The sequence below is a fragment of the Bacteroides sp. HF-4919 genome, assembly GCF_018860125.1.
This window is the reverse complement of the sequence record NZ_JAHKNF010000003.1, coordinates 201,621-226,246: the sequence shown is the minus strand read 5'-3', so window position 1 is coordinate 226,246 and position 24,626 is coordinate 201,621. Positions and strand designations below refer to the sequence as shown.

General features: G+C 43.7%; 22 protein-coding genes. 7 read left to right on the top strand and 15 right to left on the bottom strand.

Translation table 11 applies throughout. From position 1 onward, the window contains the following. Nucleotides 1-176: 176 nt before the first annotated feature. Nucleotides 177-2,897, bottom strand: a complete 2,721-nt coding sequence (gene ppdK, locus KO473_RS07035; protein WP_005820458.1) for a pyruvate, phosphate dikinase — start codon at nucleotides 2,895-2,897, stop codon at nucleotides 177-179. Nucleotides 2,898-3,163: 266 nt separating this feature from the next. On the opposite strand from ppdK, the gene rlmD reads away from it, so the two are divergent. Together rlmD and KO473_RS07025 are read left to right on the top strand one after the other, a co-directional pair. Continuing rightward, nucleotides 3,164-4,582, top strand: a complete 1,419-nt coding sequence (gene rlmD, locus KO473_RS07030) for a 23S rRNA (uracil(1939)-C(5))-methyltransferase RlmD (RefSeq protein WP_005806432.1) — start codon at nucleotides 3,164-3,166, stop codon at nucleotides 4,580-4,582. A 10-nt stretch (nucleotides 4,583-4,592) separates the two neighbouring features. Then, the gene (locus KO473_RS07025) at nucleotides 4,593-5,510 is read left to right on the top strand and encodes an RluA family pseudouridine synthase (protein WP_005778080.1); all 918 of its coding nucleotides are present in this window, start codon (nucleotides 4,593-4,595) and stop codon (nucleotides 5,508-5,510) included. 68 nt (nucleotides 5,511-5,578) lie between these two features. On the opposite strand, the gene KO473_RS07020 is transcribed toward KO473_RS07025, so the two are convergent. Continuing rightward, nucleotides 5,579-5,983: a hypothetical protein gene (locus KO473_RS07020; RefSeq protein ID WP_005778083.1), complete on the bottom strand. Its 405-nt coding sequence runs from the start codon at nucleotides 5,981-5,983 to the stop codon at nucleotides 5,579-5,581. 21 nt (nucleotides 5,984-6,004) lie between these two features. Next, complete coding sequence (locus tag KO473_RS07015; RefSeq protein WP_005806437.1) at nucleotides 6,005-6,448, bottom strand: hypothetical protein; 444 nt, start codon at nucleotides 6,446-6,448, stop codon at nucleotides 6,005-6,007. An 829-nt stretch (nucleotides 6,449-7,277) separates the two neighbouring features. Here KO473_RS07015 and map point away from each other — a divergent pair. From map to KO473_RS07000, 3 genes are read left to right on the top strand one after another with little or no spacing between them, the layout of a single operon-like run. Beyond that, nucleotides 7,278-8,132: a type I methionyl aminopeptidase gene (gene map, locus KO473_RS07010; RefSeq protein WP_005806458.1), complete on the top strand. Its 855-nt coding sequence runs from the start codon at nucleotides 7,278-7,280 to the stop codon at nucleotides 8,130-8,132. Then, nucleotides 8,133-9,359: a DNA recombination protein RmuC gene (locus tag KO473_RS07005; protein ID WP_005820463.1), complete on the top strand. Its 1,227-nt coding sequence runs from the start codon at nucleotides 8,133-8,135 to the stop codon at nucleotides 9,357-9,359. 26 nt (nucleotides 9,360-9,385) lie between these two features. Further along, nucleotides 9,386-10,141, top strand: coding sequence for a DUF169 domain-containing protein (locus KO473_RS07000; protein WP_005778091.1), 756 nt, complete (start codon nucleotides 9,386-9,388; stop codon nucleotides 10,139-10,141). Between the two features lie 70 nt (nucleotides 10,142-10,211). Here KO473_RS07000 and KO473_RS06995 read toward each other — a convergent pair whose 3' ends face one another. From KO473_RS06995 to KO473_RS06965, 7 genes are all read right to left on the bottom strand, one after another. After that, nucleotides 10,212-11,732, bottom strand: a complete 1,521-nt coding sequence (locus tag KO473_RS06995; protein ID WP_005820465.1) for a M56 family metallopeptidase — start codon at nucleotides 11,730-11,732, stop codon at nucleotides 10,212-10,214. Between the two features lie 130 nt (nucleotides 11,733-11,862). Further along, nucleotides 11,863-12,228, bottom strand: coding sequence for a BlaI/MecI/CopY family transcriptional regulator (locus KO473_RS06990; RefSeq protein WP_005778094.1), 366 nt, complete (start codon nucleotides 12,226-12,228; stop codon nucleotides 11,863-11,865). Nucleotides 12,229-12,377: 149 nt separating this feature from the next. After that, entirely contained in the window at nucleotides 12,378-13,691 is a 1,314-nt protein-coding gene (gene nhaA / locus KO473_RS06985; protein WP_005820467.1) for a Na+/H+ antiporter NhaA, read from the bottom strand. Nucleotides 13,692-13,735: 44 nt separating this feature from the next. After that, complete coding sequence (locus KO473_RS06980; RefSeq protein ID WP_005778097.1) at nucleotides 13,736-14,914, bottom strand: sodium:proton antiporter; 1,179 nt, start codon at nucleotides 14,912-14,914, stop codon at nucleotides 13,736-13,738. Between the two features lie 144 nt (nucleotides 14,915-15,058). Next, on the bottom strand, nucleotides 15,059-16,840 hold the full coding sequence (lepA, locus tag KO473_RS06975) for a translation elongation factor 4 (protein ID WP_005778101.1): 1,782 nt from the start codon (nucleotides 16,838-16,840) through the stop codon (nucleotides 15,059-15,061). Between the two features lie 125 nt (nucleotides 16,841-16,965). Further along, nucleotides 16,966-17,166: a winged helix-turn-helix domain-containing protein gene (locus tag KO473_RS06970; RefSeq protein WP_005778103.1), complete on the bottom strand. Its 201-nt coding sequence runs from the start codon at nucleotides 17,164-17,166 to the stop codon at nucleotides 16,966-16,968. Nucleotides 17,167-17,312: 146 nt separating this feature from the next. Then, nucleotides 17,313-17,777: a C-GCAxxG-C-C family protein gene (locus KO473_RS06965; protein WP_005806471.1), complete on the bottom strand. Its 465-nt coding sequence runs from the start codon at nucleotides 17,775-17,777 to the stop codon at nucleotides 17,313-17,315. Between the two features lie 70 nt (nucleotides 17,778-17,847). Between KO473_RS06965 and KO473_RS06960 the strand changes: the two genes are divergently transcribed. Continuing rightward, nucleotides 17,848-18,258 carry a secondary thiamine-phosphate synthase enzyme YjbQ gene (locus tag KO473_RS06960; protein WP_005806473.1) on the top strand — a complete coding sequence of 137 codons (411 nt, stop codon included), beginning with the start codon at nucleotides 17,848-17,850 and terminating at the stop codon, nucleotides 18,256-18,258. A 1-nt stretch (nucleotide 18,259) separates the two neighbouring features. On the opposite strand, the gene KO473_RS06955 is transcribed toward KO473_RS06960, so the two are convergent. Both KO473_RS06955 and KO473_RS06950 read right to left on the bottom strand, forming a co-directional pair. Then, nucleotides 18,260-19,021 (bottom strand): exodeoxyribonuclease III, encoded by a 762-nt coding sequence (locus KO473_RS06955; protein WP_005778108.1) that lies wholly within the window; start codon nucleotides 19,019-19,021, stop codon nucleotides 18,260-18,262. 10 nt (nucleotides 19,022-19,031) lie between these two features. Then, nucleotides 19,032-20,285: an Nramp family divalent metal transporter gene (locus tag KO473_RS06950; protein ID WP_005778109.1), complete on the bottom strand. Its 1,254-nt coding sequence runs from the start codon at nucleotides 20,283-20,285 to the stop codon at nucleotides 19,032-19,034. A 142-nt stretch (nucleotides 20,286-20,427) separates the two neighbouring features. Between KO473_RS06950 and KO473_RS06945 the strand changes: the two genes are divergently transcribed. Beyond that, nucleotides 20,428-20,820 (top strand): hypothetical protein, encoded by a 393-nt coding sequence (locus KO473_RS06945; protein ID WP_005778111.1) that lies wholly within the window; start codon nucleotides 20,428-20,430, stop codon nucleotides 20,818-20,820. Between the two features lie 150 nt (nucleotides 20,821-20,970). Here the strand turns inward: KO473_RS06945 and KO473_RS06940 are convergent, their stop codons facing one another. From KO473_RS06940 to pheT, 3 genes are all read right to left on the bottom strand, one after another. Further along, nucleotides 20,971-21,216, bottom strand: coding sequence for a TIGR03905 family TSCPD domain-containing protein (locus KO473_RS06940; protein ID WP_005778113.1), 246 nt, complete (start codon nucleotides 21,214-21,216; stop codon nucleotides 20,971-20,973). Continuing rightward, complete coding sequence (locus KO473_RS06935) at nucleotides 21,216-21,953, bottom strand: YebC/PmpR family DNA-binding transcriptional regulator (RefSeq protein ID WP_005778114.1); 738 nt, start codon at nucleotides 21,951-21,953, stop codon at nucleotides 21,216-21,218. Before KO473_RS06935 ends, KO473_RS06940 begins: the two co-directional genes overlap by 1 nt. A gap of 98 nt (nucleotides 21,954-22,051) precedes the next feature. Continuing rightward, complete coding sequence (pheT, locus tag KO473_RS06930; protein ID WP_005820479.1) at nucleotides 22,052-24,514, bottom strand: phenylalanine--tRNA ligase subunit beta; 2,463 nt, start codon at nucleotides 24,512-24,514, stop codon at nucleotides 22,052-22,054. Nucleotides 24,515-24,626: the final 112 nt, after the last annotated feature.

The following is a 24,626-nucleotide window of genomic DNA, read 5'->3' as shown; positions in this document are numbered from 1 at the left end:
AATATAATAAGTAAGGTTTCATAAGATAAAGGAAATATTTTTATTTGAATTATACAAATATTCACTCTACATTTTATCCACTCCCCCTGCTTCTGCTTTCTCTTATTCTGTTTCCATAAAAAAACGAGGCTACCCTTTCACGGGTAGCCTCGCCTAACCAGTTATCTGAAATCTATTTAGTCTTCGATAGCTGCTTGTGCCGCTGCCAGACGTGCAATAGGCACACGGAACGGAGAACAACTAACGTAATTCAAACCTACTTTATGGCAGAACTTCACAGATGAAGGCTCACCGCCATGTTCACCGCAGATACCGCATTTCAAATCCGGACGGATAGCACGCCCTTTTTCGGTTGCCATACGTACCAACTGGCCTACACCATTCTGGTCGAGTACCTGGAACGGATCTACCTTCAGGATCTTCTTCTCCAGATAAACCGGAAGGAAAGAAGCGATATCGTCACGAGAGTAACCGAAAGTCATCTGAGTCAAGTCGTTGGTTCCGAACGAGAAGAACTCGGCAGACGAAGCGATACGGTCGGCAGTCAGAGCTGCACGAGGAATTTCGATCATGGTTCCAACCTTGAAGTCAATGCGGTCTCCCACCTCTTCGAAAAGCTTTTCTGCTTCGGCACGGATCACACTTTCCTGCTGCTGGAACTCGTAAAGAATACCTGTCAGCGGCACCATGATTTCAGGATGTGTTTCTATTCCTTCTTTCTTCAGTTCAAGAGCGGCACCCAAAATGGCACGAGTCTGCATCTGTGTGATTTCGGGATACGTATTTCCCAAACGACAGCCACGGTGACCCAACATCGGGTTGTGTTCGCAAAGTGATTCTACACGCTGCTGGATATATTGCAAACTTACCCCCATCGTATCGGCCATTTCTTGCTGTCCTTTCAGATCGTGAGGAACGAATTCATGCAAAGGAGGATCGAGCAGGCGTACGGTCACCGGACAACCGGCCATAGCCTCAAAGATTCCTTTGAAGTCGGCTTGCTGATACGGAAGGATCTTAGCCAGTGCTTTGCGGCGCCCTTCAGCATTTTCTGCCAGGATCATTTCACGCATAGCCTTAATTTTTTCACCTTCAAAGAACATGTGTTCCGTACGGCAAAGGCCTATACCTACCGCACCGAAGTTACGGGCAACCTCAGCATCATGCGGAGTGTCGGCATTAGTACGTACTTGCAGGCGGGTATATTTATCGGCCAACTTCATCAAATCGGAAAAATCACCCGATAACTCAGCAGCCTTCGTTTCTACTTTACCTTGGTAAACTTCACCCGTACTACCGTTCAAAGAGATGAAATCACCCTCTTTCAGCAACACGCCGTCCACTTCTACTGTACGGGCTTTATAGTCGATGTTCAGTGCACCGGCTCCCGAAACACAACATTTACCCATACCGCGGGCAACCACGGCTGCATGTGAAGTCATACCTCCACGTGCGGTCAAAATACCTTCAGCAACTGCCATACCGGCCAAATCTTCGGGTGAAGTCTCGATACGAACCATCACAACGCGTTTTCCGGCAGCATGCCATTCGGCTGCATCGTCAGCAAAGAATACAATCTGACCGGTAGCAGCACCCGGAGAAGCCGGCAAACCGCGAGTCAGCACTTTAGCCTGTTTCAAAGCAGACTTATCGAATACCGGGTGGAGTAATTCATCCAGCTTATTGGGTTCTACACGCATCAGGGCAGTCTTTTCATCAATCATTCCCTGACGGAACAGATCCATTGCGATCTTTACCATGGCAGCACCGGTACGTTTACCGTTACGTGTCTGAAGGAACCAAAGTTTGCCTTCCTGAACGGTGAACTCCATGTCCTGCATATCTTTATAGTGATTTTCGAGCTTAGTCTGCAATTCGTCCAGTTGTTTATATATTTCCGGCATTGCTTCTTCCATAGAAGGGTATTTCGAAGCACGCTCTTCTTCGCTCACACCAGCCAACTGAGCCCAACGCTGGGAACCGATCTTGGTGATCTGTTGCGGAGTACGGATTCCGGCAACAACGTCCTCGCCCTGTGCATTGATCAGGTATTCACCATTGAAAAGGTCCTCACCTGTGGCAGCATCACGTGAGAAGCAAACACCTGTAGCAGAACCATCGCCCATATTACCGAATACCATTGCCTGAACACTTACGGCAGTACCCCATTCGTCAGGAATTCCTTCCATCTTACGGTACAGGATGGCACGTTCATTCATCCATGAATTAAATACGGCGCAAATTGCTCCCCAAAGCTGTTCGTATGCACAAGTCGGGAAATCCTTGCCGGTCTGTGCTTTTACAGCAGCTTTAAATTTCTTCACGAGTTCTTTCAGGTCTTCTACCTCAAGCTCGTTATCCAGTTTCACGCCTTTGGCATGTTTCACCTCTTCGATGATGGCTTCAAACGGATCCTGGTCTTCTTTGTTAACAGGCTTCATACCCAATACTACATCACCATACATCTGTACGAAACGACGGTAAGAATCCCATGCAAAACGGGCATTTCCTGTTTTACGGGTCAAGCCTTCAACCACTTCATCGTTCAAACCCAGGTTCAGGATCGTATCCATCATGCCCGGCATGGATGCACGCGCACCCGAACGCACAGAAACCAGCAACGGATTCTCTACGTCACCAAATTTTGAACGCATCAGGTTCTCTATATTTGCAATGGCTTTTTCTACTTCTTCTTTCAGGAGAGATACGACCTTTTCCTGTCCCATCTCGTAATATTCGGTACAAACGTCAGTTGTAATTGTGAAGCCCGGAGGTACGGGGACACCGATCAGATTCATTTCGGCAAGGTTCGCACCTTTACCCCCAAGTAAGTTTCGCATACCGGCTTTTCCTTCTGCCAGTCCATTACCAAAGGTATAAACTCTTTTTTTGTCCATAATACGATTTTAAAGTTATTAGTTGTGATTCTTTTCTGTTCGCAAATCTAAGGATATTTCGCAAACCAGAAAACTTTTATATGAAAAACTTTCTATCAAAATGCAATTTCGACATTGCAATCTGCATTATTTCACTTCATATAGAGAAATACGAAAAAAAATACCTACTTTTGCGAAAGATTTTATTAATATGGCGTAGAATGGTGATTTTATATATTCACGCTTTATACATAAAGAAATCATTTTAATATAATTCAAGGAGTATTGTGGCTAGAAAGAAAAAAGAACTTCCCCTGCTGGAGAAGGTGACAATAACGGATGTGGCTGCCGAAGGAAAAGCCATCGCAAAAGTAAATGACCTGGTAGTTTTTGTGCCTTACGTAGTGCCGGGCGATGTGGTGGATCTGCAAGTCAAAAGAAAAAAGAATAAATATGCCGAGGCCGAAGCGGTGAAGTTTCACGAACTCTCGCCGATACGTGCCGTTCCTTTTTGCCAACACTATGGCGTATGCGGCGGATGCAAATGGCAGGTATTGCCTTACGCCGAACAAATCAAATACAAACAGAAACAGGTGGAAGATAACCTCCGTCGCATCGGCAAGATCGAATTACCGGAGATCTCTCCTATCCTGGGATCTGCCAAAACCGAATTTTATCGGAACAAACTGGAATTTACCTTCTCAAACAAACGCTGGCTGACAGCAGAAGAAGTGAAACAGGATGTAAAGTACGACCAGATGAATGCAGTGGGATTCCATATCCCGGGAGCATTCGACAAAGTGCTGGCTATCGAAAAGTGTTGGTTACAAGACGATATTTCCAATCGCATCCGAAACACAATCCGTGATTATGCTTACGAGCACAATTACTCTTTCATCAACCTTCGTTCACAGGAAGGAATGCTCCGCAACATGATTGTGCGTACTTCAAGTACCGGCGAACTGATGGTAATTCTAATTTGTAAAATTACCGAAGAGCATGAAATGGACCTCTTCAAGCAGTTATTGCAGTATGTGGCCGACCAATTTCCGGAAATAACCTCTCTCCTATACATTATTAATAATAAATGCAACGACACCATCAATGATCTCGATGTACACGTATTCCGTGGCAACGACCATATCTTTGAAGAGATGGAGGGCCTGCGTTTCAAAGTGGGACCGAAATCGTTCTATCAGACCAATTCGGGGCAGGCATACAACCTCTATAAGGTAGCGCGCGACTTTGCCGGATTAACGGGTGGCGAACTGGTGTATGACCTGTATACCGGAACAGGAACCATTGCTAACTTTGTATCGCGACAGGCACGGCAAGTGATTGGCATCGAATACGTGCCCGAAGCCATTGAAGATGCGAAAGTAAATGCGGAAATTAATGGAATAGAGAATACGTTGTTCTTTGCCGGAGACATGAAGGATATCCTGACTCAGGACTTCATCAATCAGTATGGACGTCCGGACGTAATTATCACCGATCCTCCCCGGGCAGGAATGCATCAGGATGTGGTAGACGTAATCTTGTTTGCCGAACCAAAACGAATTGTATATGTTAGTTGTAATCCGGCAACGCAAGCCCGTGATCTTCAGTTGCTCGACGTTAAATACCGTGTGAAAGCAGTGCAACCGGTAGATATGTTCCCACATACCCATCACGTGGAAAACGTAGTGCTGCTCGAACTTAAATAAGGAAACGAATATGAAAAGAATGAAACGAACTCCGGCCGAAAAGGCACGTGCGCAATATACAGGTTATCTGGTGAAAGAGCCTATGGAACTAATGGACTTCCTCGCAGCGAAAATGCCTGATGCCAGCCGTACCAAGCTAAAGTCACTGCTCAGCAAACGAATCGTACTGGTTGACAATGTGATTACGACACAGTTCAACTTCCCTCTGCAACCGGGCATGAAAGTGCTTATCAGCAAAGATAAGAATAAAAAGGAATTCCGTCATCCGCTGCTGAAAATCGTCTATGAAGACGCTTATATCATCGTAGTAGAGAAAAAAGAAGGCTTACTCTCTGTTGGCACCGACCGGCAAAAGGAACGCACAGCACAGCATATCTTAAGTGAATATGTGGGGCGTTCGGGGCGTGGAAACCGTATTTTTGTAGTTCATCGTCTGGATCGTGACACCTCAGGATTGATGATGTTTGCCAAAGATGAAAAGACACAACGTACACTGCGTGACCACTGGCATGACATCGTGACGGACCGTCGTTATGTAGCAGTAGTTACCGGCGAGATGGAAAAGGACAGCGACACCGTCGTATCCTGGTTGACAGACCGTACCTTATATGTCAGTTCAAGCAGCTACGATGACGGTGGTTCCAAATCAATCACCCACTATCGCACTATCAAACGCGCCAATGGATATTCATTGGTAGAACTGCGACTGGAAACCGGACGTAAAAATCAGATACGTGTACATATGCAGGATTTAGGGCATCCTCTGATCGGAGACGGGCGTTACGGTATCGACGGCGGCCCCAATCCTCTCGGGCGTCTGGCGTTGCATGCTTTCAAACTTTGTTTCTATCATCCGGTAACAGATCAGCTGATGGAATTTGAAACTCCTTATCCCCCGGCATTCAAGAAATTGTTTCTCAGAAAATGATACTAAAATGGGCGTGAAACAACTATTTCACGCCCATTTTGATATATCCCACCTGTCAAATATAAGTATTATTCCATCCTAAGCTCAAAATTAAATCCCGGTGCATTGTCCGAAAGATAAAAGATACCGCTCAGCCGATCTCCGTATACTCTTACGTCATCCATAAAAGAAATACCGTTAGTTCCGTAATCCAACACTAAATTACGATTATAAGAGTCGCCCCAATACCACCGGAAACGATACTGATCATACAAAGCGCCGTCAGAAGCATAAAACTGGGTTTCCACCCCAAAACCGTCAAGCCCGAATTCAAAGGTACTAAACAAGGCTTCACCGTTATCGGCATTCATCCCCACATCGCCTGTCCATGCCCGTCCGGCAATGACATATTCAATCTCTCCCTGATCGTCTTCACAGGATGCCAATCCGACAGCCAGCAGCAGTACCAGCAGAATCTTTAAATAGCCTTTCATGTTTCTATCTCCTTCTCTAAATTAGTTTCTGTTGTATTTTGAATCAACAAATACAACGACCTTTCCGTTCAGCTTTCCGGAAAGATTATGTTCGCGCACCCACACATTATCAAAATAAGTCATCCCGTTTACGCCATAGTCAAAAACAATTCCTTCCATCGAATCGTCTATCCAGGACCAAGTCAGATTATTTGTTTCTGTCCGGTAAGGTTGGTTTTCATTCAAATGATAATAAGCATAAGTTTCTGCCAGCCGTCCGCTATCATCAAACTTCAATGTATGGCGCACCCATTCATCCGCATCATTTTTATCAGAATCATTCACCCAAGTCTTTCCGCATAACTTTGCATTACTGTTTCGCAAATAATCATCTGAATAATACTTGTCGCCACAAGAGCTCAAGCCTACTATAGCTACCAATAAAAGCAGCGTCTTCATAAAATTCAATGTCTTCATAAGTGTCATTTGTCATTAAATTAATAATACAAGGGACAAATATAAGGATTGTTTTCTAATAAAAAGGAAATAGGATTAATAAAAACATTTCAAACAAATAAAAACCACATTGTTCGCTTCGGAGGCATTCTGTTTACCTTACCTGAATTTTCAAAAAGAAACCTTTAAGAGGAAGTAAGCTACAGATTGCTTCATTTATAGAAGAATCGCTAACTCTATATAGAAACAAAAGTCCTCAGATAGAACTTATATTTAATAGAAAACGGATAAAAAAAGAAATAACATACACTTTTATCACTATCTAATGATAAATATGCAAAAACACTTAGACCTTTATTAATATCCTCTAAGTCTTTTGTTAACTTCATCCAAGTCTTTTATTAACTTCGTCTAAGTATTTTGCTAACTTCATCCGAGTCTTTTGCTAACTTCATAATCCCCAAAGACGTTTCCCACTGTATAAGACCACTTTTTTTATTTATTAGCACTCGCAGAAGCAATCATACAAAAATAACATATACGTGCATAAACATAGACATTCATAACACAATAAACGATATTAGAACTATCAATAAACGATATCACAGTAAAACAATGGAATAACATTCTTTTTGAATTATACAAATTCCGCTATTTCGCGTTCTTTTCCACAAGGATTGATATAGGACCTGAAAAATCAAATCTGAGCAGCATTAAAATACAAAATGACAAAATGAGTTATTGAGTATTAATTGCTACTTTTCACCTCCGACTCGCAGAAATAATCTTTCCCGATACACAGCATTTCCCCTTTTTATTCCCTACATTTGTGCTACGAATAAAAAATCAAGATAGTAAAATGAAAAAGTTTATTAAAGGAGTCCGGTTTACTCCTTCCAATTATCCGGATGAAATAGAAGATAAGATACAGAAATACAGAAAACAAGGCTATAAACTTCCCCCACGCAAAGTGCTCCGTACGCCGGAACAGATTGAAGGTATCCGTGAAAGTGCCAAAATCAATACGGCGCTGCTTGACCACATCGCGGAAAACATTCGTGAAGGAATGCCTACAGAAGAGATCGACCGATTGGTTTATGATTTCACAACAGCTCACGGTGCTATTCCCGCTCCTCTTAATTATGAAGGATTCCCTAAAAGCGTCTGTACCAGTATCAATGATGTGGTATGCCACGGAATACCCAGTCCGACCGAATTTCTGCAAAGCGGAGATATAGTCAACGTGGACGTATCGACTATTTACAAAGGCTATTTCTCCGATGCATCACGTATGTTCATGATCGGTGAAGTCAGTCCGGAAAAACAAAGACTGGTGCAAGTTACCAGAGAGTGTATGGAAATCGGTATAGCAGCCGCACAGCCTTGGGCACGGTTAGGAGATGTGGGTGCCGCTATTCAGGAACATGCCGAGAAGAACGGTTATAGCGTGGTCCGTGACTTATGCGGGCACGGAGTAGGTATCAAATTCCATGAAGAACCCGACGTAGAACACTTCGGACGCCGGGGAACAGGAATGTTAATTCTTCCGGGCATGACTTTCACCATCGAACCGATGATCAATATGGGAACGTATGAGGTCTTTGTCGACTCTGCTGATGACTGGACAGTCTGCACAGACGACGGATTGCCGTCTGCACAATGGGAAAATATGATTCTGATTACTGAAACCGGAAACGAAATATTGACTTATTAAATGGAACTGACTCTCCTCTTGATTATTGCAGCCTTGCTGGTTGCCCAGCTTGTATTGACACTAACCCGCAACAATCGCTCGCAAAGCGAAGAGATGCAACGGGCATTGCGTCAACAAATGCAGGAAAACCGGGAAGAGTTGAATCGCAGCATTCGTGAGTTGCGCATGGAAATGACGCAAACCCTGAATCAGGGTTTACAACAGTTGCAGGACGCCATGCATAAGAACATGATGACCACCGGAGAACTGCAACGCCAGAAGTTCGACGCAATGGCACGTCAGCAGGAAACGCTGATACAGTCTACTGAGAAGCGTCTGGATGACATGCGCGTGATGGTTGAAGAGAAATTACAAAAGACTCTTAACGAACGTATCGGACAGTCCTTCGAGATAGTCCGTTCGCAACTTGAAAACGTGCAAAAAGGCCTGGGAGAAATGAAGTCTCTCGCACAAGATGTGGGTGGTCTCAAGAAAGTTCTGAGCAACGTGAAAATGCGCGGGACCTTTGGAGAAGTCCAGTTAGGTGCTCTTCTGGAGCAGATGATGAGTCCTGAACAGTATGAAGCAAATGTCAAGACCAAGAAGAGCGGAACCGAATTTGTAGAGTTCGCCATCAAACTTCCCGGGAAAGACGATGCAAACAGTACCGTTTATCTGCCAATCGATGCAAAATTCCCAAAAGATGTTTACGAGCAATATTATGATGCCTTTGAGGCAGGTGACGCTGTACTGATGGAATCATGCGGGCGTCAACTGGAAACAACCATAAAAAAGATGGCAAAGGATATTCATGACAAGTATGTCGACCCGCCGTTTACAACGGACTTCGCCATCCTGTTCCTCCCCTTTGAAAGCATTTATGCAGAAGTAATCCGCCGCACAACTTTAGTGGAAACACTACAAAAGGATTTCAAGATTGTCGTAACTGGGCCAACTACTTTGGGAGCTATACTGAACAGCCTGCAAATGGGATTCCGGACACTTGCCATACAGAAACGTACTGGTGAAGTATGGACTGTATTGGGAGCCGTAAAAACTGAATTCGGAAAATTCGGAGGACTGCTTGAGAAGGTGCAGAAAAATCTGCAAAGTGCAGGTGACCAATTGGAAGAAGTAATGGGAAAACGCACCCGCGCCATCGAACGCAAGCTCCGGCAGGTCGAAGAGCTCCCACACGAAGAAAGCCGGAAAATCTTACCGATTGACGATGGCGGAGAAGATGATTAATTGATAAAGCAACGAGATATAAGGTCATGGAAACAACACTTAAGGATCAGTTCATTACCTTGTGGGATACTTATTTTCCACAAGCCGGACTCCCCATAGCATTTGAATACTCGGCAGATACACAGAATCTTCCGGTAGTGGAAGCTCCGAAAGGACATCGGTGTATCATTGCCCAACTGACACAAGTACAACGAGGAAAAACTCTCTGTATACAGGCAGATTCTGTGGGATGCCGGGGTGGAAAACGGTATACAAGCTTTACGGACAAGATGTTCCCCGGGTTTGAATGTTTCCTTTCACACAATGGGCAAGGAGAAGGAGAACGATACAAACAAACGCCGGAATTGGCTGCGGAGGCTCTGGCACAGTTACCCGTACTTCCTATCAAGGGGGAAAACCTGATTTTCAAGCGTTGGGACAAACTGGAAGCAGAAGACACACCGGAAGCGGTTATTTTCTTTGCATCTGCCGATGTTCTCTCCGGATTGTTCACACTGGCTTGTTTTGACAATGCAGATCCTGATGCAGTGATTGCTCCTTTTGGTGCAGGCTGTGCCTCCATTATCTATCATCCGTACCGGGAACAACTGGACGGAACCAATCGGGCAGTGTTAGGATCATTCGACCCTTCGGCACGCAAATGTATGAAATCCGACCTTTTGTCTTTTGCCATTCCATTTAACAAATTCAAAAAAATGGTGTTGCAAATGGAAGAAAGCTTCCTGAAGACAGCTACGTGGGAAACTATTAAAAAGAGAATGGACAAATCCAATCAGTCTTAAATAAAAGAGCTATTCCGGAGAGTTGTTTCACCGGAATAGCTCTTATCAAAGTAACCGAAACCGGTTCTTCTTACCAGTTCTCTCTGAGTATCTGTTTCATTTTCAACACTGTCCCCATATTACATTCACGATCAACCTTGACCCTCACACTAAGTTTCCGACCATCTTTCAGTTTCTCCCGATAATCGGTTACTGCCTGTTGTAACTCCTCTGCCGTAGGATTCTTCAATTCTTTAAGCAAATCCTTACCGGACATAAAATTCAACTCGATCCCACTCAGACAATCTCCATTTTGGGAGCCAAACTTCTTCAAATTCTCATATTGCGAAACAACGATGGGGAATTCCTTGTCAAGAAAATCTTTACTATCATTACCCGAAGCAATAGCAATGCTGTCACGTATTTCGGTATATGCATCGTAAACCGCCTGCAATGCCTGCCTTGCTTCATCCACGTTGGTTCCTCTGTCACACCAGAACCCAACAATCTGTTCGTCTTTACGACCAGACTTTTCTTTCTCTCTCCGTTGTTTATACAAAAGCTTTTCCTTAACTTTATCCTTCAGATTTTCTTTGAGAACATAATCTCCATCGAACAGCATCACATTCCTGGCATTCATTAGCAATTGATTCATCCGGTTCTCAGGGGTAGTAGGGGCAACCTTCTTTCCAAATTTCCGAAGGTTGTAGGCCTCCTCTTCATTCCTCAACAGTTTCGACAGAGTTTGATAATCCATTGCTTGTTTTTGGTGCAGTCCGGGCACTGTCTGTACAAATGTCTCCTTCACTTCGGGCCGGGCGAACGCATAAAGCGTTCCGGCCATCACGGGCACAAAAAGCAACAGCTTCAAACGTGCCCACCCATTGGTTCTTTCTTTCAACATCATGGTGATTCGGTTTTTAAGTTTACTGTGATTGAAACCGTTGGCCATAGAGTAGAGCCTTGTACCAACAGCCTTTTTCACTAACAAAAGTTGATATCTCGTTGCATCGATGCCATTATTTATCACTCCGTCGTCTGCCTCAAATTCGTGAACTTCCTGTAACTCACGTTTCAACAGCCACACGGCCGGATTAAACCAGAATAGAATGAGAAGAAGTTGAATCCACAATAAATCCAGCGTATGCCAACTACGCAAATGCATCACTTCATGCAGCAGAATTTCTTGTGAATGACCATAATCCGCTTCAGAAATCACAATAACCCTCCCCCAGCTAAAAGAACCTACCGTTTGAGAAGTCAATGCCAATGTATACTTTCCGTATCTGCTCCTCCTGGCATGTAATATCAGACGCCACATACGAATCGCAGACAGTACAAAGCCTAAGAACACTACGACGCTCCCTATCAAATAGACAACTCCCCCTACTCTTATTAATTCATGCCGGAATGTGATATCAGGAGAAGTATGTCGTACCCTTTCAGGCGAGTTTGCCAACCGCCCCATTCCTCCTTCCTGAACCAACTCCAACGAAGAATCGGAATAACCTTCTTCCACCAATACACGATGGATGACCTGAAAAGGAGTATGGAAGAGATGCTCTTCCTCAGTAGTAAACTCCATCAAAGGGAGGACGACACATACCGACATCCCCACCAGCAATGTCAATCAGTTAAAGCGAAAGAAAATGCTGCGGCTCAGCAACGCCCGATAAAACACATAAAATAATATCAGGCAGAAAGCTGACTTGAGCAGGTAAAACAAGAAAGTTCCCATAAGATTATTTTTTACGTCCTTGTTCTATCTGGCGAATCAAAGCTTTCAGGTCTTCAACAGATAACCCTTCTTCCTCAATAAATGCCGATACAACATTGGTGTAGGAATTATCATAATATTGGGAAACAACTTCATGAAGAGCGGAGCGCTTATACTGCTTCTCTGAGATCAAGGCAAAATACTGATAGGTATTGCCATAAGCTTTATATCCGACAAACCCTTTCTCTTCAAGACCCCGTACGATAGTAGATACTGTATTATAATGGGGTTTGGGCTCGTCATAATACTTCAGAAGTTCACGGACAAACATTGCACCTTCTTTCCAGAATATGCGCATGATCTCTTCTTCTTTGGCAGTAAGTCTTTTCATCGTAATTAAGAATTAAAAGGTTCTGATACCACAAAGATAACAAATCATTCAGAACAAACAACTGCAACCATTAGTTATTCAACTAATGCCATAAGTTATTTAACTAATCTTAGCAGGAGATTAGAAGACTACCTTATTATATAAGAAGATCATCTTTTCCGGGGCAAGACCCAATGCAAAACCAGATATCCCAATATACCTGCTATTACCGTACCGGACAAAACACCGAGTTTAGCTTGGTTCAACAATACGGGGTGAGTGGAGCCAAACGAAAGATTGGCAATAAAGAGTGATACCGTAAAACCAATGCCTCCCAATAATGCCACTCCGGATATGTTCTTCCAGTTCATCCCTAAAGGCATTGGAGTGAGTCCACTCTTGATGGCCAACCAGGTAAAAGAATAAATCCCAAGAAACTTGCCAGCCAACAGCCCCAGAGCAACCGCATAGGTAACTCCGCCAATGACCTCGCCTTCACCACTGAACATAACACCGGCATTGACAAAAGCAAATAATGGAAGAACAAGGTAATTCACCGCACCATGAAGATTATCTTCAAGTGATTGAAGCGGACTGATGACTCTGTCGGAAGCCGACTCAACCTCCTTCAGCTTAGCTATCTGCTGGTTGGTCAATACGATATTATTTGCTCCCATTTCGGGGAATGTACTGATAATACGCCGGATACGCTCAATATAAGTACCGACATTCAACTGAGGTTTAGCGGGAATGACAAAAGCCAGAATGACACCGGAAATCGTACTATGGATACCCGATTGCAGGAAAAGATACCAGATAACCACCCCAACGACTAAAAAGAAAATCTTATTAGTGGCTCCTTTCTTACCTATAAAATATAACAGTACGTAAAGTAATGCCGCCCATAACAAATACTCATAAGCCACATGTGAACTGTAAAAGATAGCAATCACCAAAATACCGCCTATATCATCGACTACCGCAAAAGCTGTAAGGAAGATTTTCAAACTTAGCGGCACACGCTTGCCCAACAGACTGAGTACTCCCAAGGAAAAGGCAATATCGGTCGCCATGGGGATAGCCAACCCTTGTCCTCCTTCAGTGCCCGGAGCACAAATCATGGAATAGATTACAACAGGCACTACCATTCCGCCACATGCGGCTATGAATGGCAGTGCAGCTTTACGAAACGAAGAAAGCTCACCTACCAGCAACTCCCTCTTAATCTCCAACCCGACCATCAGGAAAAAAATCGTCATCAATCCGTCATTGATGAACTCAATCATTGTCAGATTGTGTCCCGCATGCGAAAGTAAATTAAAGCCTCCGATACGGAAATGAAGTTCGTGCGACAAAAATTCCTGATACACCGGTGCCACAGGAGAGTTAGCAATTACCGCAGCAGCAATCGCTGTTACAAATAATAAAATACTCGCCGTAATATTCATCGACGAGAAATCCTTCATCGAACGTAAAACTGTCATAATATGTATTTATAGAATTAGGTTTAAGTAACTTTATGCCTTTGCTAAGTTGTATAACTCCGCAATGCCAACTTCTTCACCCATAGAACAAAGATGCCGGTCAGGATCAGGTTTAACACGATCGTAAGCACTGAGATCACTAAAGCAGGGCCACCCAGATTGTATCCAAGGGCAATAAAAATAATTCCGGCTCCTACTTCACCACGGGTAAACATACCGATAGAAAGTGCCAGTCGTTCGCTGAACTTCCGGTCCCGGTAAAAGAATACGGGGAATAACTTACCTATGTTTGAAAGCAGTGAAACAATCAACACATGCAACGTTATCATTCCCCATGACATCATTTCCTGTGAGCCTGTCACCGAATGGGTTCCGGCATGCGTCTCTGCAAAGTTCACCCCAATAAAATGCGGCATACTGAGTCCGACTAAAAACATAAACAGGAACGAGACTCCCGTCGAAACTTTGTGCTCCACCGGAGTATCTATCTCTTTATGTTTCATGATCATACCCAGCACAAAAGCCGGCAACAGCACTTCGATATGAATGCTGCCCTCTTCGCCATACAACTGCTTGCTGAAGTAATAAACAGCCTGTGTAGCAACAAAAACAAGTACCGAATAGCCCATTATCGCTTTCCAGTCCTGACGCCAGTTATATTTGCCCAACTGTTTCCAACCTAATGAAAGCAGCAAAAAGACGATAAAGATAACCACAATCAGTTGCCAGCGCATACCGATCATCATTATCTGCAGAGGAATCATCAATAAAATCGTATCAAGGTCATCGAAGATAGCCAGCACCTGAATCTTTTTATAAATCCAACTTGACTTAAGTCCGATAGCAGCGAGCATTGTGAAAAGGATACCTGCCGACGTAGGAGCGGCAAAACGGCTTAACAGCAAATTCTCTTTCCACGCCTCCCAACTATTCCAAAACTCAGGAGGAAGAAGTACAAACACATAATAAAGGGCAATCAGGAACCAAGGCATAGCGGCAGTAGCCATCGCAATAAAATAATCTTCAGCGTAACTTCGCCAACGGGTCTTATCTACTTCAAACTCACGCCCGACATTAATCATAATAAAACTCAGGCAGACATAAAGAAGAATACTAGATACAGTTTTTACAGCAGCATATCCTTCACCTGCCAATGATGGCAGGAATTGTGATAGTAAAAGGCCAATAATCAAAAAGGCCGAAAAAGACAGAACTTTTCTCATTTTTATTGTTTATCGTTGTTTTAAAGGCAATTGCCAGGGAAAGCTCTGCGGACAGATGGCAATTACCTGGTATATTAGAAACTGGCTGCAACGAAATTTGTTCAGAAAGATTTCTGCTTTTTATCACGTTGCAGCCCTTATTTCCTAATCCAGTTTAAGCACGGCAAGGAACGCCTTCTGCGGCACTTCCACGTTGCCGATCTGCTTCATACGTTTTTTTCCTTTTTTCTGCTTCTCAAGCAATTTACGTTTACGGCTGATATCACCTCCGTAACATTTCGCCGTAACATCTTTACGCACAGCCTTGATCGTCTCACGTGCTATGATTTTGGCACCGATGGCAGCTTGGATGGCAATCTCAAACTGCTGTCTCGGAATCAGTTCTTTCAATTTTTCACACATCCGGCGTCCCATATCGTAGGCATTATCGAAGTGAGTCAAGGTGGAAAGCGCGTCAACCGATTCGCCATTCAACAGAATATCCAGTTTCACCAACTTAGACGGACGGAAACCATCCGGATGATAATCAAACGAAGCATAACCTTTCGAGATACTCTTCAATCTGTCATAGAAGTCGATCACAATCTCGCCCAAAGGCATATTGTAAAACAGCTCGACGCGGTTTCCAGATATATATTCCTGCTTCAACAGCTCTCCCCGCTTGCCAAGGCAAAGCGTCATGATAGGTCCGATATAATCGGTAGTTGTAATAATGGAAGCTTTGATATAAGGCTCTTCTATGTGGTCAATCATTGTCGGATCGGGCATACCGCCGGGATTATGAACTTCCGTCATATTGCCTTGCTTATCGTAGATATGATAAGATACGTTAGGAACCGTAGTAATGACGTTCATATCGAACTCACGATCCAGACGCTCCTGTACAATTTCCATGTGAAGCAACCCCAGGAAACCGCAACGGAAACCGAATCCCAGCGCCAAAGAAGATTCCGGCTGGAAAGTCAACGAAGCATCGTTCAACTGCAACTTCTCAAGCGAAGCCCGCAGATCTTCAAATTCTTCGGCCTCAATAGGATAAACTCCGGCAAACACCATCGGCTTCACCTCTTCAAATCCGGCAATCGCTTTATCACAAGGACGGGCTACATGGGTAATCGTATCTCCCACTTTCACCTCTTTCGAGGTCTTAATACCAGAAATGATATATCCAACATCCCCCGTCCGTAATTCTTTACGGGGAACCATTTCCATCTTTAACACTCCAATTTCATCGGCGACGTATTCCTTTCCGGTATTGAAGAACTTCACTTTGTCCCCCGCACGGATAACTCCGTTCGTGATTTTGAAATAAGCTATAATTCCACGGAAGGAGTTGAATACAGAGTCGAAGATCAAAGCTTGCAACGGTGCGTCTTCATCACCTTTCGGATGAGGTATACGCTCTATTACTGCTGCCAGTATTTCTTCAACACCCATACCCGTCTTACCGGATGCACGGATAATTTCATTCCTCTTGCATCCCAGCAACTCTACAATCTCGTCTTCCACCTCTTCAGGCATGGCACTCGCCATATCGCATTTATTAATGATCGGAATGATTTCAAGATCGTGCTCAATAGCCATATAAAGATTTGAGATGGTCTGTGCCTGGACCCCTTGTGATGCATCTACAATAAGCAACGCACCTTCACAGGCAGCTATCGAGCGGGACACTTCATACGAAAAGTCAACATGCCCCGGAGTATCAATCAGGTTCAAAATATACTTTTCCCCCCTGTATGTATACTCCATCTGTATGGCGTGACTTTTAATTGTAATCCCCCTCTCCTTCTCCAGGTCCATATCATCAAGCATCTGCCCTTCTGTCACTTGAATGGTATTAGTGAACTCCAACAAGCGGTCCGCTAATGTTGATTTACCATGGTCGATATGAGCTATGATGCAAAAATTTCTGATTTTATCCATCTGATACTATTATCTTAATTTAATTTGGTGCGCAAATATACACAAATGCCAGAACATAAAAAAATGCGCTGATAACATATCATAATGTATCAACGCATTTTTTTATTGGGGAAGTAGCCCACTCCTTAGTTCAATGTAACGAAGATTTCACCTTCGATTTCCTGAGTAGAGATCTTGTCTTCTCTCAACAGCCATCCGAGGCCAAGGAACAAATCTTTATCTACCAACTTAGTCGCTTTCTTAATCTGCTTGGCAGTCAGTCCTTCTGTTCCATTCAGTGCATTCCAGATTTTACCTGCAATTTCACCTGCTTTTTCTTTCAACATTTGCTTTAGAAATTTTAGTTAGACATGAGTTAAAACCTGAACAAATCAGATTTTATTTCGGCTGCAAAGATAGTTATAATTATGTTATATAACAGATTATTAGTAAGTTTTTTCTCTTCTTTGTAATGAAAACATCAATTTAACAGCTATTTTTTCTGTTTTTCGAGATATTCAGCCCATATTCTGGCTGCTTCTTCTACCATTTTCGAACAAGGTCTTTTGGCATAGTACTGTTCTGTCCGGGCCTCCGGTTCGGATGAAACCGGCGCTTTCTTCTTTAAACCAAGCAGTTCGCCACAATTCAACGAACCATTTCGTTTCTTGAATTCGGCTGCAAGCTCTTGTACCAAAGCATAATTGGCAGCCTTCCCTTCACGATCGGCTCCGTCGACAGCTCCCTTCTCCAATCCGGCAAGCAGAAACATGCCACAAGCCGCTCCGCACGTTTCACGCATGCGCCCGATACCTCCACCGAACGAAGCAGCCATACGCAGTGCCTGTTCTTCAGTAAATCCATACATATCGGCAAACGCAGCTACTACAGACTGCGAACAATTATAACCGCTCTTAAAAAGCTCAGAGGCCCGGTTTATTCTATCTTCCAGTGTCATTTTATATCTTTTTAATTTCTTGCAAATTTATTAAAAAAGTATCTTTGCCGGCAACTAACCAATGATTTTTATGGCAACAACTTTCGATATACGACTGCCGCACTATCCGCGCGGCTTTCATCTGATCACTCATGACGTCCTCTCCCTTATCCCTGAATTACCGGAAAACGGACTGTTGGTCGTGTTCATCAAACACACCTCGGCAGGCATCACCATCAACGAGAATGCAGATCCGGACGTGCGCCATGATTTTAATACGTTTTTCAACAAACTGGTACCCGATGGGGCACCTTACTTCATCCATACCGAAGAAGGACCGGACGATATGAGCGCACACATTAAGGCGTCATTAATAGGAACATCGGTCACCATTCCCATCCGAAACCACCGGCTCAACCTCGGAACCTGGCAGGGCATTTACCTGTGTGAGTTCCGTGACGGAGGAGACAGACGCAAACTGAGTATCACCATTCTCGAATAATTCAGCCGACTTCCAATGCCATCGGACAATGGTCGGAATGAACGGCATTGTTCAAGATAACGGCCTCTTTCAATAAAGAGCGCACCGGTTCGCTTACCATACAATAATCAATTCTCCACCCCTTGTTCTTAGCGCGTGAGTTGAAACGATAACTCCACCAGGTGTACTCTTGCTTTTCGGGATAAAGCGTGCGGAAGGAGTCGATAAACCCTGCGGACAGGAAGCGAGTCATCCATTCCCGTTCTTCAGGCAAGAAACCACTGTTGGTGGCATTACGTACAGGGTCATGAATATCGATGGGTTCATGACAAATATTATAATCCCCGCAAAGAATCAGATTCGGACGGGATTTTCGCAGTTCGGTCACATACTTTTGGAACGCTTCAAGCCAAACCATCTTAAAAGCCTGACGTTCATCTCCGCTCGTACCCGAAGGATGATAAACACTCACCACCGACAAGTCGCCAAAATCCGCACGGATAAAACGCCCTTCGTTATCATACTCTTCGATACCCATCCCATATTCGATGTGGTCGGGCTCGATTTTGGTCAATATGGCCACTCCGCTATACCCTTTCTTCTGTGCAGAGTAAAGATATGCTTTATATCCAAGCGCCTCGAATGCCTCTGCCGGATATTGGTCGGGTTGCAATTTGGTTTCCTGCAAACAAAGCACATCGGGATTCTCTTCTGCCAACCATTCGGGCAACCCTTTATTCACCGCGGCACGAAGTCCGTTCACGTTATAAGTTATAATTTTCATCGTCTATATTTTATGAGAACAACAACATGATATTCAATACAGTCACTATCGCAGCAATGGCATAAAGCACAAACGTGCTCCATCTGCTGTTTACATAATCTCCCATCACCTTACGCGAAGAGGTCAGACCTACTTGTAAGAAAACGGTAAACGGAAGCTGGATACTCAGCACCATCTGGGAAATGATCAACCCCTTAAACGGATCACCAATAAAGAAGATCAGCAGCAACGCAATGCCCAACGATAAAATGACTCCTACCTGAGAGTGGCTGTCCTTGATGTGATAAGATTCACCAAAGATACCGGCAAAAATAGATCCGGCTGCCATCCCGCTGGTGATTGTAGACGAGATACCTGCCATAAGTAATGCCAGAGCAAAGACAATGGCTGCATTGCTACCAAGCAAGGGTTCAAGCAATGACTTTGCCTGTTGCAATTCTTCCACCTGGATACCGCTTTTAAAGAAAGTAGCGGCTGCCAGCAGAATCATAGCACTGTTGATGGCCCATCCCACAATCATGGAAAAGAGGGTATCAAACAGTTCATACTTTAATACCTTTTTTATAGATGCATCATCTTGCTTGTTATATTCGTGGCTTTGAATCACCTCCGAATGGAGGAAAAGATTATGAGGCATCACCACCGCTCCCAATACACTCATAATGATAAGCATACTTCCTTTGGGTATAGACGGTGTCACCCAACCTTCGATTGCCATAGGCCAGTCAATGTCTACCAGAAAAAGTTCATAAATGAACGACAGCCCGATCACCGATACAAAAGCGATAATAGAGCGTTCGATTTTCTTATATGAATTTGTAAAAAGCATAATGGATACAAAAACAGTTGTCAGCACCGCTCCCCAGATAATGGGAATATCAAGCAGCATCTCCAGAGCGATAGCCCCTCCCAGTATTTCGGCCAGTGATGTGGAGATGGAAGCGAGTACGGCTGTACCCAGAATAGGGCGTGATACCCACTTAGGAGTATACCGTGTGGCAGCCTCCGAAAGGCAAAGTCCGGTCACAATCCCCAAGTGGGCAACATTATGCTGCAATACGATCAGCATGATGGTGGACAGCGTGACCACCCACAACAGTGAGTAACCAAATTCTGAACCTGCTGCAAAATTAGAAGCCCAGTTACCCGGATCAATAAAACCTACAGTAACCAATAAACCGGGACCAATATATCTGAAGACGTCCAAACCTCCCAGATAGCGTTTGTGGTCTTTACTTCTCAAATCTTTAAAAATATTTTTCATAAGGATGTCATGTCTCTTGTTTTTCCTCTAATTTACAGAATGTATCTACAAAGATAGCTATTAATAACAAGCAAGAACCTTGTTCGGTTCACTTTTAACAACTATCTTTGTTCCATATTCACACATTAAAAAGATTAAGCAAATGAAAAAAATCATTCTCGGAGCTTGCGCTGTTCTTTTCACGCTGGCTTCTTGCCAACAAGCTAAACAAAAGGTTTTCGAACTGGCTTCTGAACAAGTAAACAAACAGTGCCCTATCACTGTAGATGAAATGACAAGAATGGACAGTACCACTTATTCGGGCAAAGACAATACATTTACCTATTTCTATACCCTGAGCGGACAGGCTGACGATCCTACCATGTCAGAACAACTGAAGAAATCATTGGAAGAAACCTTGCCGGAAACAATAAAGAACACTGAAGAGATGAAAGTGTACAGAGAATCAGATGTGACGATTAAATATATTTATCTGTCAGGTAAAACGCAAGAAGAGCTGATGCAGGTAACAGTTACTCCCGAGATGTATAAATAAGAAGCTGTATTCTATTAAAAAATAAGGGAGGCGATGAACTGACAGTTCATCGCCTCCCTTATTTTTTAATAGAGCCTTTAAATGGTGCAAACAGAAGCTACGTTCGTAGTTGACAGAGGCTCTGTTTACCCCGAATACAGACTTTGTTTTTTAGAAACCCATCTCGTGCAAAGCACGGCATAGTTGGTCGGGACATGAAGTAGAACGAGTCCCACAACGGACCCCTTCAAGTCTCGTGATCACCTCTGACACAGGCATTCCCGTCACCAAACGTGAAATGCCCTGCAGGTTGCCGTTACATCCACCCCAAAAAGCAATTTCCTTCACGATGCCATTCTCAACATCCAGTTCAATGTTCGTGCTGCAAGTGCCCTTGGTTTTATAAACATATTTCATTACTCTTCGCCTTCGTCCTCAGCAGGTTTCATGTTTGTGTACACATTCTGTACATCTTCATCTTCTTCCAGACGCTCTACCATCTTATCGATCGTGGCACGTTGTTCCGGAGTCAGATCCTTTTCATCATTCGGAATACGGGTAAACTCAGCACCCTTCACTTCGAAACCATTCTCTTCAAGATATTTCTGAATCTGGGCAAATGACTTCGGATCACCGTAAAGTGTGATTTCATCACCATCTTCATCATATTCTTCTTCTACTCCGTAATCAATCAGTTCCAGAATCAGATCATCCATGTCCACACCTTCTTTCTTTGTGATAGTGAACATTGACTTCCAGCTGAACATAAAATCAAGGCTACCCGAAGTACCCAATGTTCCGCCAAACTTATTGAAGACACTGCGAACATTAGCCACAGTACGGGTCGTATTGTCTGTAGCAGTTTCTACAAATACTGCAATACCAAACGGACCGTAACCTTCATAATTCATCTCTTTGTAGTCCTTTTGGTCCTTGCCCATTGCATTCTTGATAGCGCGTTCCACGTTATCCTTCGGCATGTTCTCACGTTTGGCAGTGGCAACTACTGCACGCAGATGCGGGTTGTTTTCAGGATCGGGACCACCGGCTTTTACAGCGATAGCAATTTGTTTACCGATTCTCGTAAATGTACGGGCCATGTTGCCCCATCTTTTCAGCTTGGTAGCTTTTCTATATTCGAACGCTCTTCCCATTGGTTTAAAATATTTGCCTCACCCCGCCTCCCCTATCCCGATAGAAGAAGCGAGCGTGAGTTTTATTAATTATTTAATTGTTATTTTTATGTTCCGTATTATCTGAGCTTTGCTCCCAGTTTATCTTCAAGGTTCTTCACCAGTTTCGACATGATTTTATCAATCATTTTATCGTTCAGAGTCTGACTCTCGTCCTGAAGCAGGAAGCTGACAGCATACGATTTCTTACCGGCTTCAAGATTCTTGCCTTCATAAACATCGAATAAAGAAACTTCTTTCAGAAGCTTTTTCTCCGTTTCATAAGCTATCTTCTCGATCTCGGCAAACTGTACTTTCTTATCCAGTAACAGAGCCAAGTCACGTTTTACGGCCGGAAACTTAGAGATCTCTTTATAGCTTACTTTCACTGAACGGATGGCTTTCATCAACTCTTTCCAGTTCAGGTCTGCATAATAAACTTCATTATCGATATCAAAAGCTTTCAACAGTTTCCTGGTAATTACACCGAACGTAGCCAGTCTCTTGCCACCTTTGGTGTTCACAGTCAAGGCTGTAGAATAAATATCGTCACTCAGGTTACCCACCACCAGTGTATGCAATTCCAGTCCCAAACGTTTGAGAATATTCTCTACGTAAGCTTTCAGTTCATACACAGAACTGTTTTCATCTGCATGTGCCCAAGAGTTTGATACCATCTTACCGGTTACCCACAAGCCCAAATGGTAGTCTTCTGAATAAGGAGCCAATACCTTTTCCGGATTCTTCTTTTCTGCATCAAAATGGTAACAATTACCGAATTCAAAGAATTTCAAGTCGGCATTCTTACGGTTTGCATTGTGAGCAATGCTTTCCAAGCCACCGAACAACAATGTCTGACGCATGCAATTCAAGTCTGCACTCAAAGGATTCAACAGCATCACCAGATTCTTGGCAGCATAAGTTTCCATACCATCGTAATAGGCTGCCCGAGTCAAAGAGTTATTCAATATTTCGTTGAAACCGCAACCAACCAGTTGTTCGGCTATCAGATTCTGTAACTTATTCGACTTGTCACAATCTCCTTTAGTAGTCAGACTCGACTTCAAAGTCGATGGAATTTCCACATTATTGTATCCGTAGATACGCAGGATATCTTCGATTACATCACAATCACGCTGTACATCTACCCGATAAGGAGGTACTGCCAATGTCAGTCCTTCGGCTGTCTCGTTCATGATTTTCATTTCAAGACTGGCAACAATGCTCTTAATCGTCTCTACCGGAATCACTTTACCAATCAGGCTGTGTACCTTTTCGTAAGTCAACTCGACAATAAAATCCTGTGCAGGAGCAGCACAGATATCTTTAATCTCCGAAGAAATGGTACCTCCGGCGAGTTCTTTCACCATCATGGCTGCCAGTTTCAGACAGTAGATAGTGATATTCGGATCGATACCTCTTTCGAAACGGAAAGAAGCATCTGTATTCAGACCATGGCGACGGGCAGTCTTACGTACCCATGTCGGATGAAAATAAGCACTTTCGATAAACACATCCGTTGTGGCTTCTGTAGAACCGGAATCAAGACCTCCGAAAACACCTGCAATACACATGGCGTCTTCTTTGTTGCAAATCATCAGGTCACGTTCATTCAACTTACGTTCTACTCCGTCCAGTGTAACAAACGGTGTACCCTCCGGCATTGTTTTCACAATCACTTCGCCACCTTTTATTTTGTCCGCATCAAAGCAGTGAAGCGGCTGCCCGAAAGCATGAACAATGTAGTTAGTAATATCCACTACATTATTAATAGGCCGCAATCCGATGATACGCAACTTATTCTGCAACCATTCCGGGCTCTCTTTTACTGTAACGCCCTTCACAGTAACGCCTGCATAACGAGGACATGCTTCACTGTTTTCCACAGTTACCTTGATATCCAGATCATGATTTTCGACAGCAAAAGCATCGACAGACGGCTTGGTTAATACAGCTTGTTTACCATTCTGTATCAGATAAGCATACAAGTCACGCGCCACTCCATAGTGTGAACAAGCATCCGCACGGTTCGGAGTAATATCTACTTCAAGTACATAGTCGCTCTTTACATTATAATAATCTTTGGCAAGTGTTCCCGGCACTGCGTCTTCCGGCAATACAATGATGCCGTCATGTGATGTTCCGATACCAATTTCGTCCTCAGCACAAATCATACCAATAGACTCTACACCACGAATCTTCGACTTCTTGATCGTAAAACATTCGTCACCATCATAAAGCTTCGTGCCCAGAGTGGCAACAACTACTTTTTGTCCGGCAGCGACATTAGGTGCTCCGCACACAATCTGAGTAGGTTCGCCGTTACCCAAATTTACGGTTGTGATGTGTAAATGGTCTGAATTCGGATGTTCAACGCAAGTCAGCACTTCGCCAATCACGAGGCCTTCCAGTCCGCCTTTAATCGTTTGAACTTCTTCCACTCCACCTGTTTCCAGTCCGATAGAAGTCAGCGCAGCCGCCACTTCATCGGGCGTCAGATCGAAATTGACATACTCTTTCAGCCAATTATAAGAGATATTCATATCATTAAGTTTTTTATGTTTTCAAAAGTGACCCGCAAAGTTAATAAGATTTTTTGGTTGACAGGGAATGAATGCTTATAAAAAAACTCCCGGTCACCTTTAAAAAAGGATG

Coding starts and splice junctions, on each gene's coding strand:
- ppdK (WP_005820458.1), bottom strand. CDS start 2,897: ATGGACAAAAAAAGAGTTTATACCTTTGGTAATGGACTGGCAGAAGGA.
- KO473_RS07025 (WP_005778080.1), top strand. CDS start 4,593: ATGAAAAGAATGAAACGAACTCCGGCCGAAAAGGCACGTGCGCAATAT.
- KO473_RS07020 (WP_005778083.1), bottom strand. CDS start 5,983: ATGAAAGGCTATTTAAAGATTCTGCTGGTACTGCTGCTGGCTGTCGGA.
- KO473_RS07015 (WP_005806437.1), bottom strand. CDS start 6,448: ATGACACTTATGAAGACATTGAATTTTATGAAGACGCTGCTTTTATTG.
- map (WP_005806458.1), top strand. CDS start 7,278: ATGAAAAAGTTTATTAAAGGAGTCCGGTTTACTCCTTCCAATTATCCG.
- KO473_RS07005 (WP_005820463.1), top strand. CDS start 8,133: ATGGAACTGACTCTCCTCTTGATTATTGCAGCCTTGCTGGTTGCCCAG.
- KO473_RS07000 (WP_005778091.1), top strand. CDS start 9,386: ATGGAAACAACACTTAAGGATCAGTTCATTACCTTGTGGGATACTTAT.
- KO473_RS06995 (WP_005820465.1), bottom strand. CDS start 11,732: ATGTCGGTATGTGTCGTCCTCCCTTTGATGGAGTTTACTACTGAGGAA.
- KO473_RS06990 (WP_005778094.1), bottom strand. CDS start 12,228: ATGAAAAGACTTACTGCCAAAGAAGAAGAGATCATGCGCATATTCTGG.
- nhaA (WP_005820467.1), bottom strand. CDS start 13,691: ATGACAGTTTTACGTTCGATGAAGGATTTCTCGTCGATGAATATTACG.
- KO473_RS06980 (WP_005778097.1), bottom strand. CDS start 14,914: ATGAGAAAAGTTCTGTCTTTTTCGGCCTTTTTGATTATTGGCCTTTTA.
- lepA (WP_005778101.1), bottom strand. CDS start 16,840: ATGGATAAAATCAGAAATTTTTGCATCATAGCTCATATCGACCATGGT.
- KO473_RS06970 (WP_005778103.1), bottom strand. CDS start 17,166: ATGTTGAAAGAAAAAGCAGGTGAAATTGCAGGTAAAATCTGGAATGCA.
- KO473_RS06965 (WP_005806471.1), bottom strand. CDS start 17,777: ATGACACTGGAAGATAGAATAAACCGGGCCTCTGAGCTTTTTAAGAGC.
- KO473_RS06960 (WP_005806473.1), top strand. CDS start 17,848: ATGGCAACAACTTTCGATATACGACTGCCGCACTATCCGCGCGGCTTT.
- KO473_RS06955 (WP_005778108.1), bottom strand. CDS start 19,021: ATGAAAATTATAACTTATAACGTGAACGGACTTCGTGCCGCGGTGAAT.
- KO473_RS06950 (WP_005778109.1), bottom strand. CDS start 20,285: ATGAAAAATATTTTTAAAGATTTGAGAAGTAAAGACCACAAACGCTAT.
- KO473_RS06945 (WP_005778111.1), top strand. CDS start 20,428: ATGAAAAAAATCATTCTCGGAGCTTGCGCTGTTCTTTTCACGCTGGCT.
- KO473_RS06940 (WP_005778113.1), bottom strand. CDS start 21,216: ATGAAATATGTTTATAAAACCAAGGGCACTTGCAGCACGAACATTGAA.
- KO473_RS06935 (WP_005778114.1), bottom strand. CDS start 21,953: ATGGGAAGAGCGTTCGAATATAGAAAAGCTACCAAGCTGAAAAGATGG.
- pheT (WP_005820479.1), bottom strand. CDS start 24,514: ATGAATATCTCTTATAATTGGCTGAAAGAGTATGTCAATTTCGATCTG.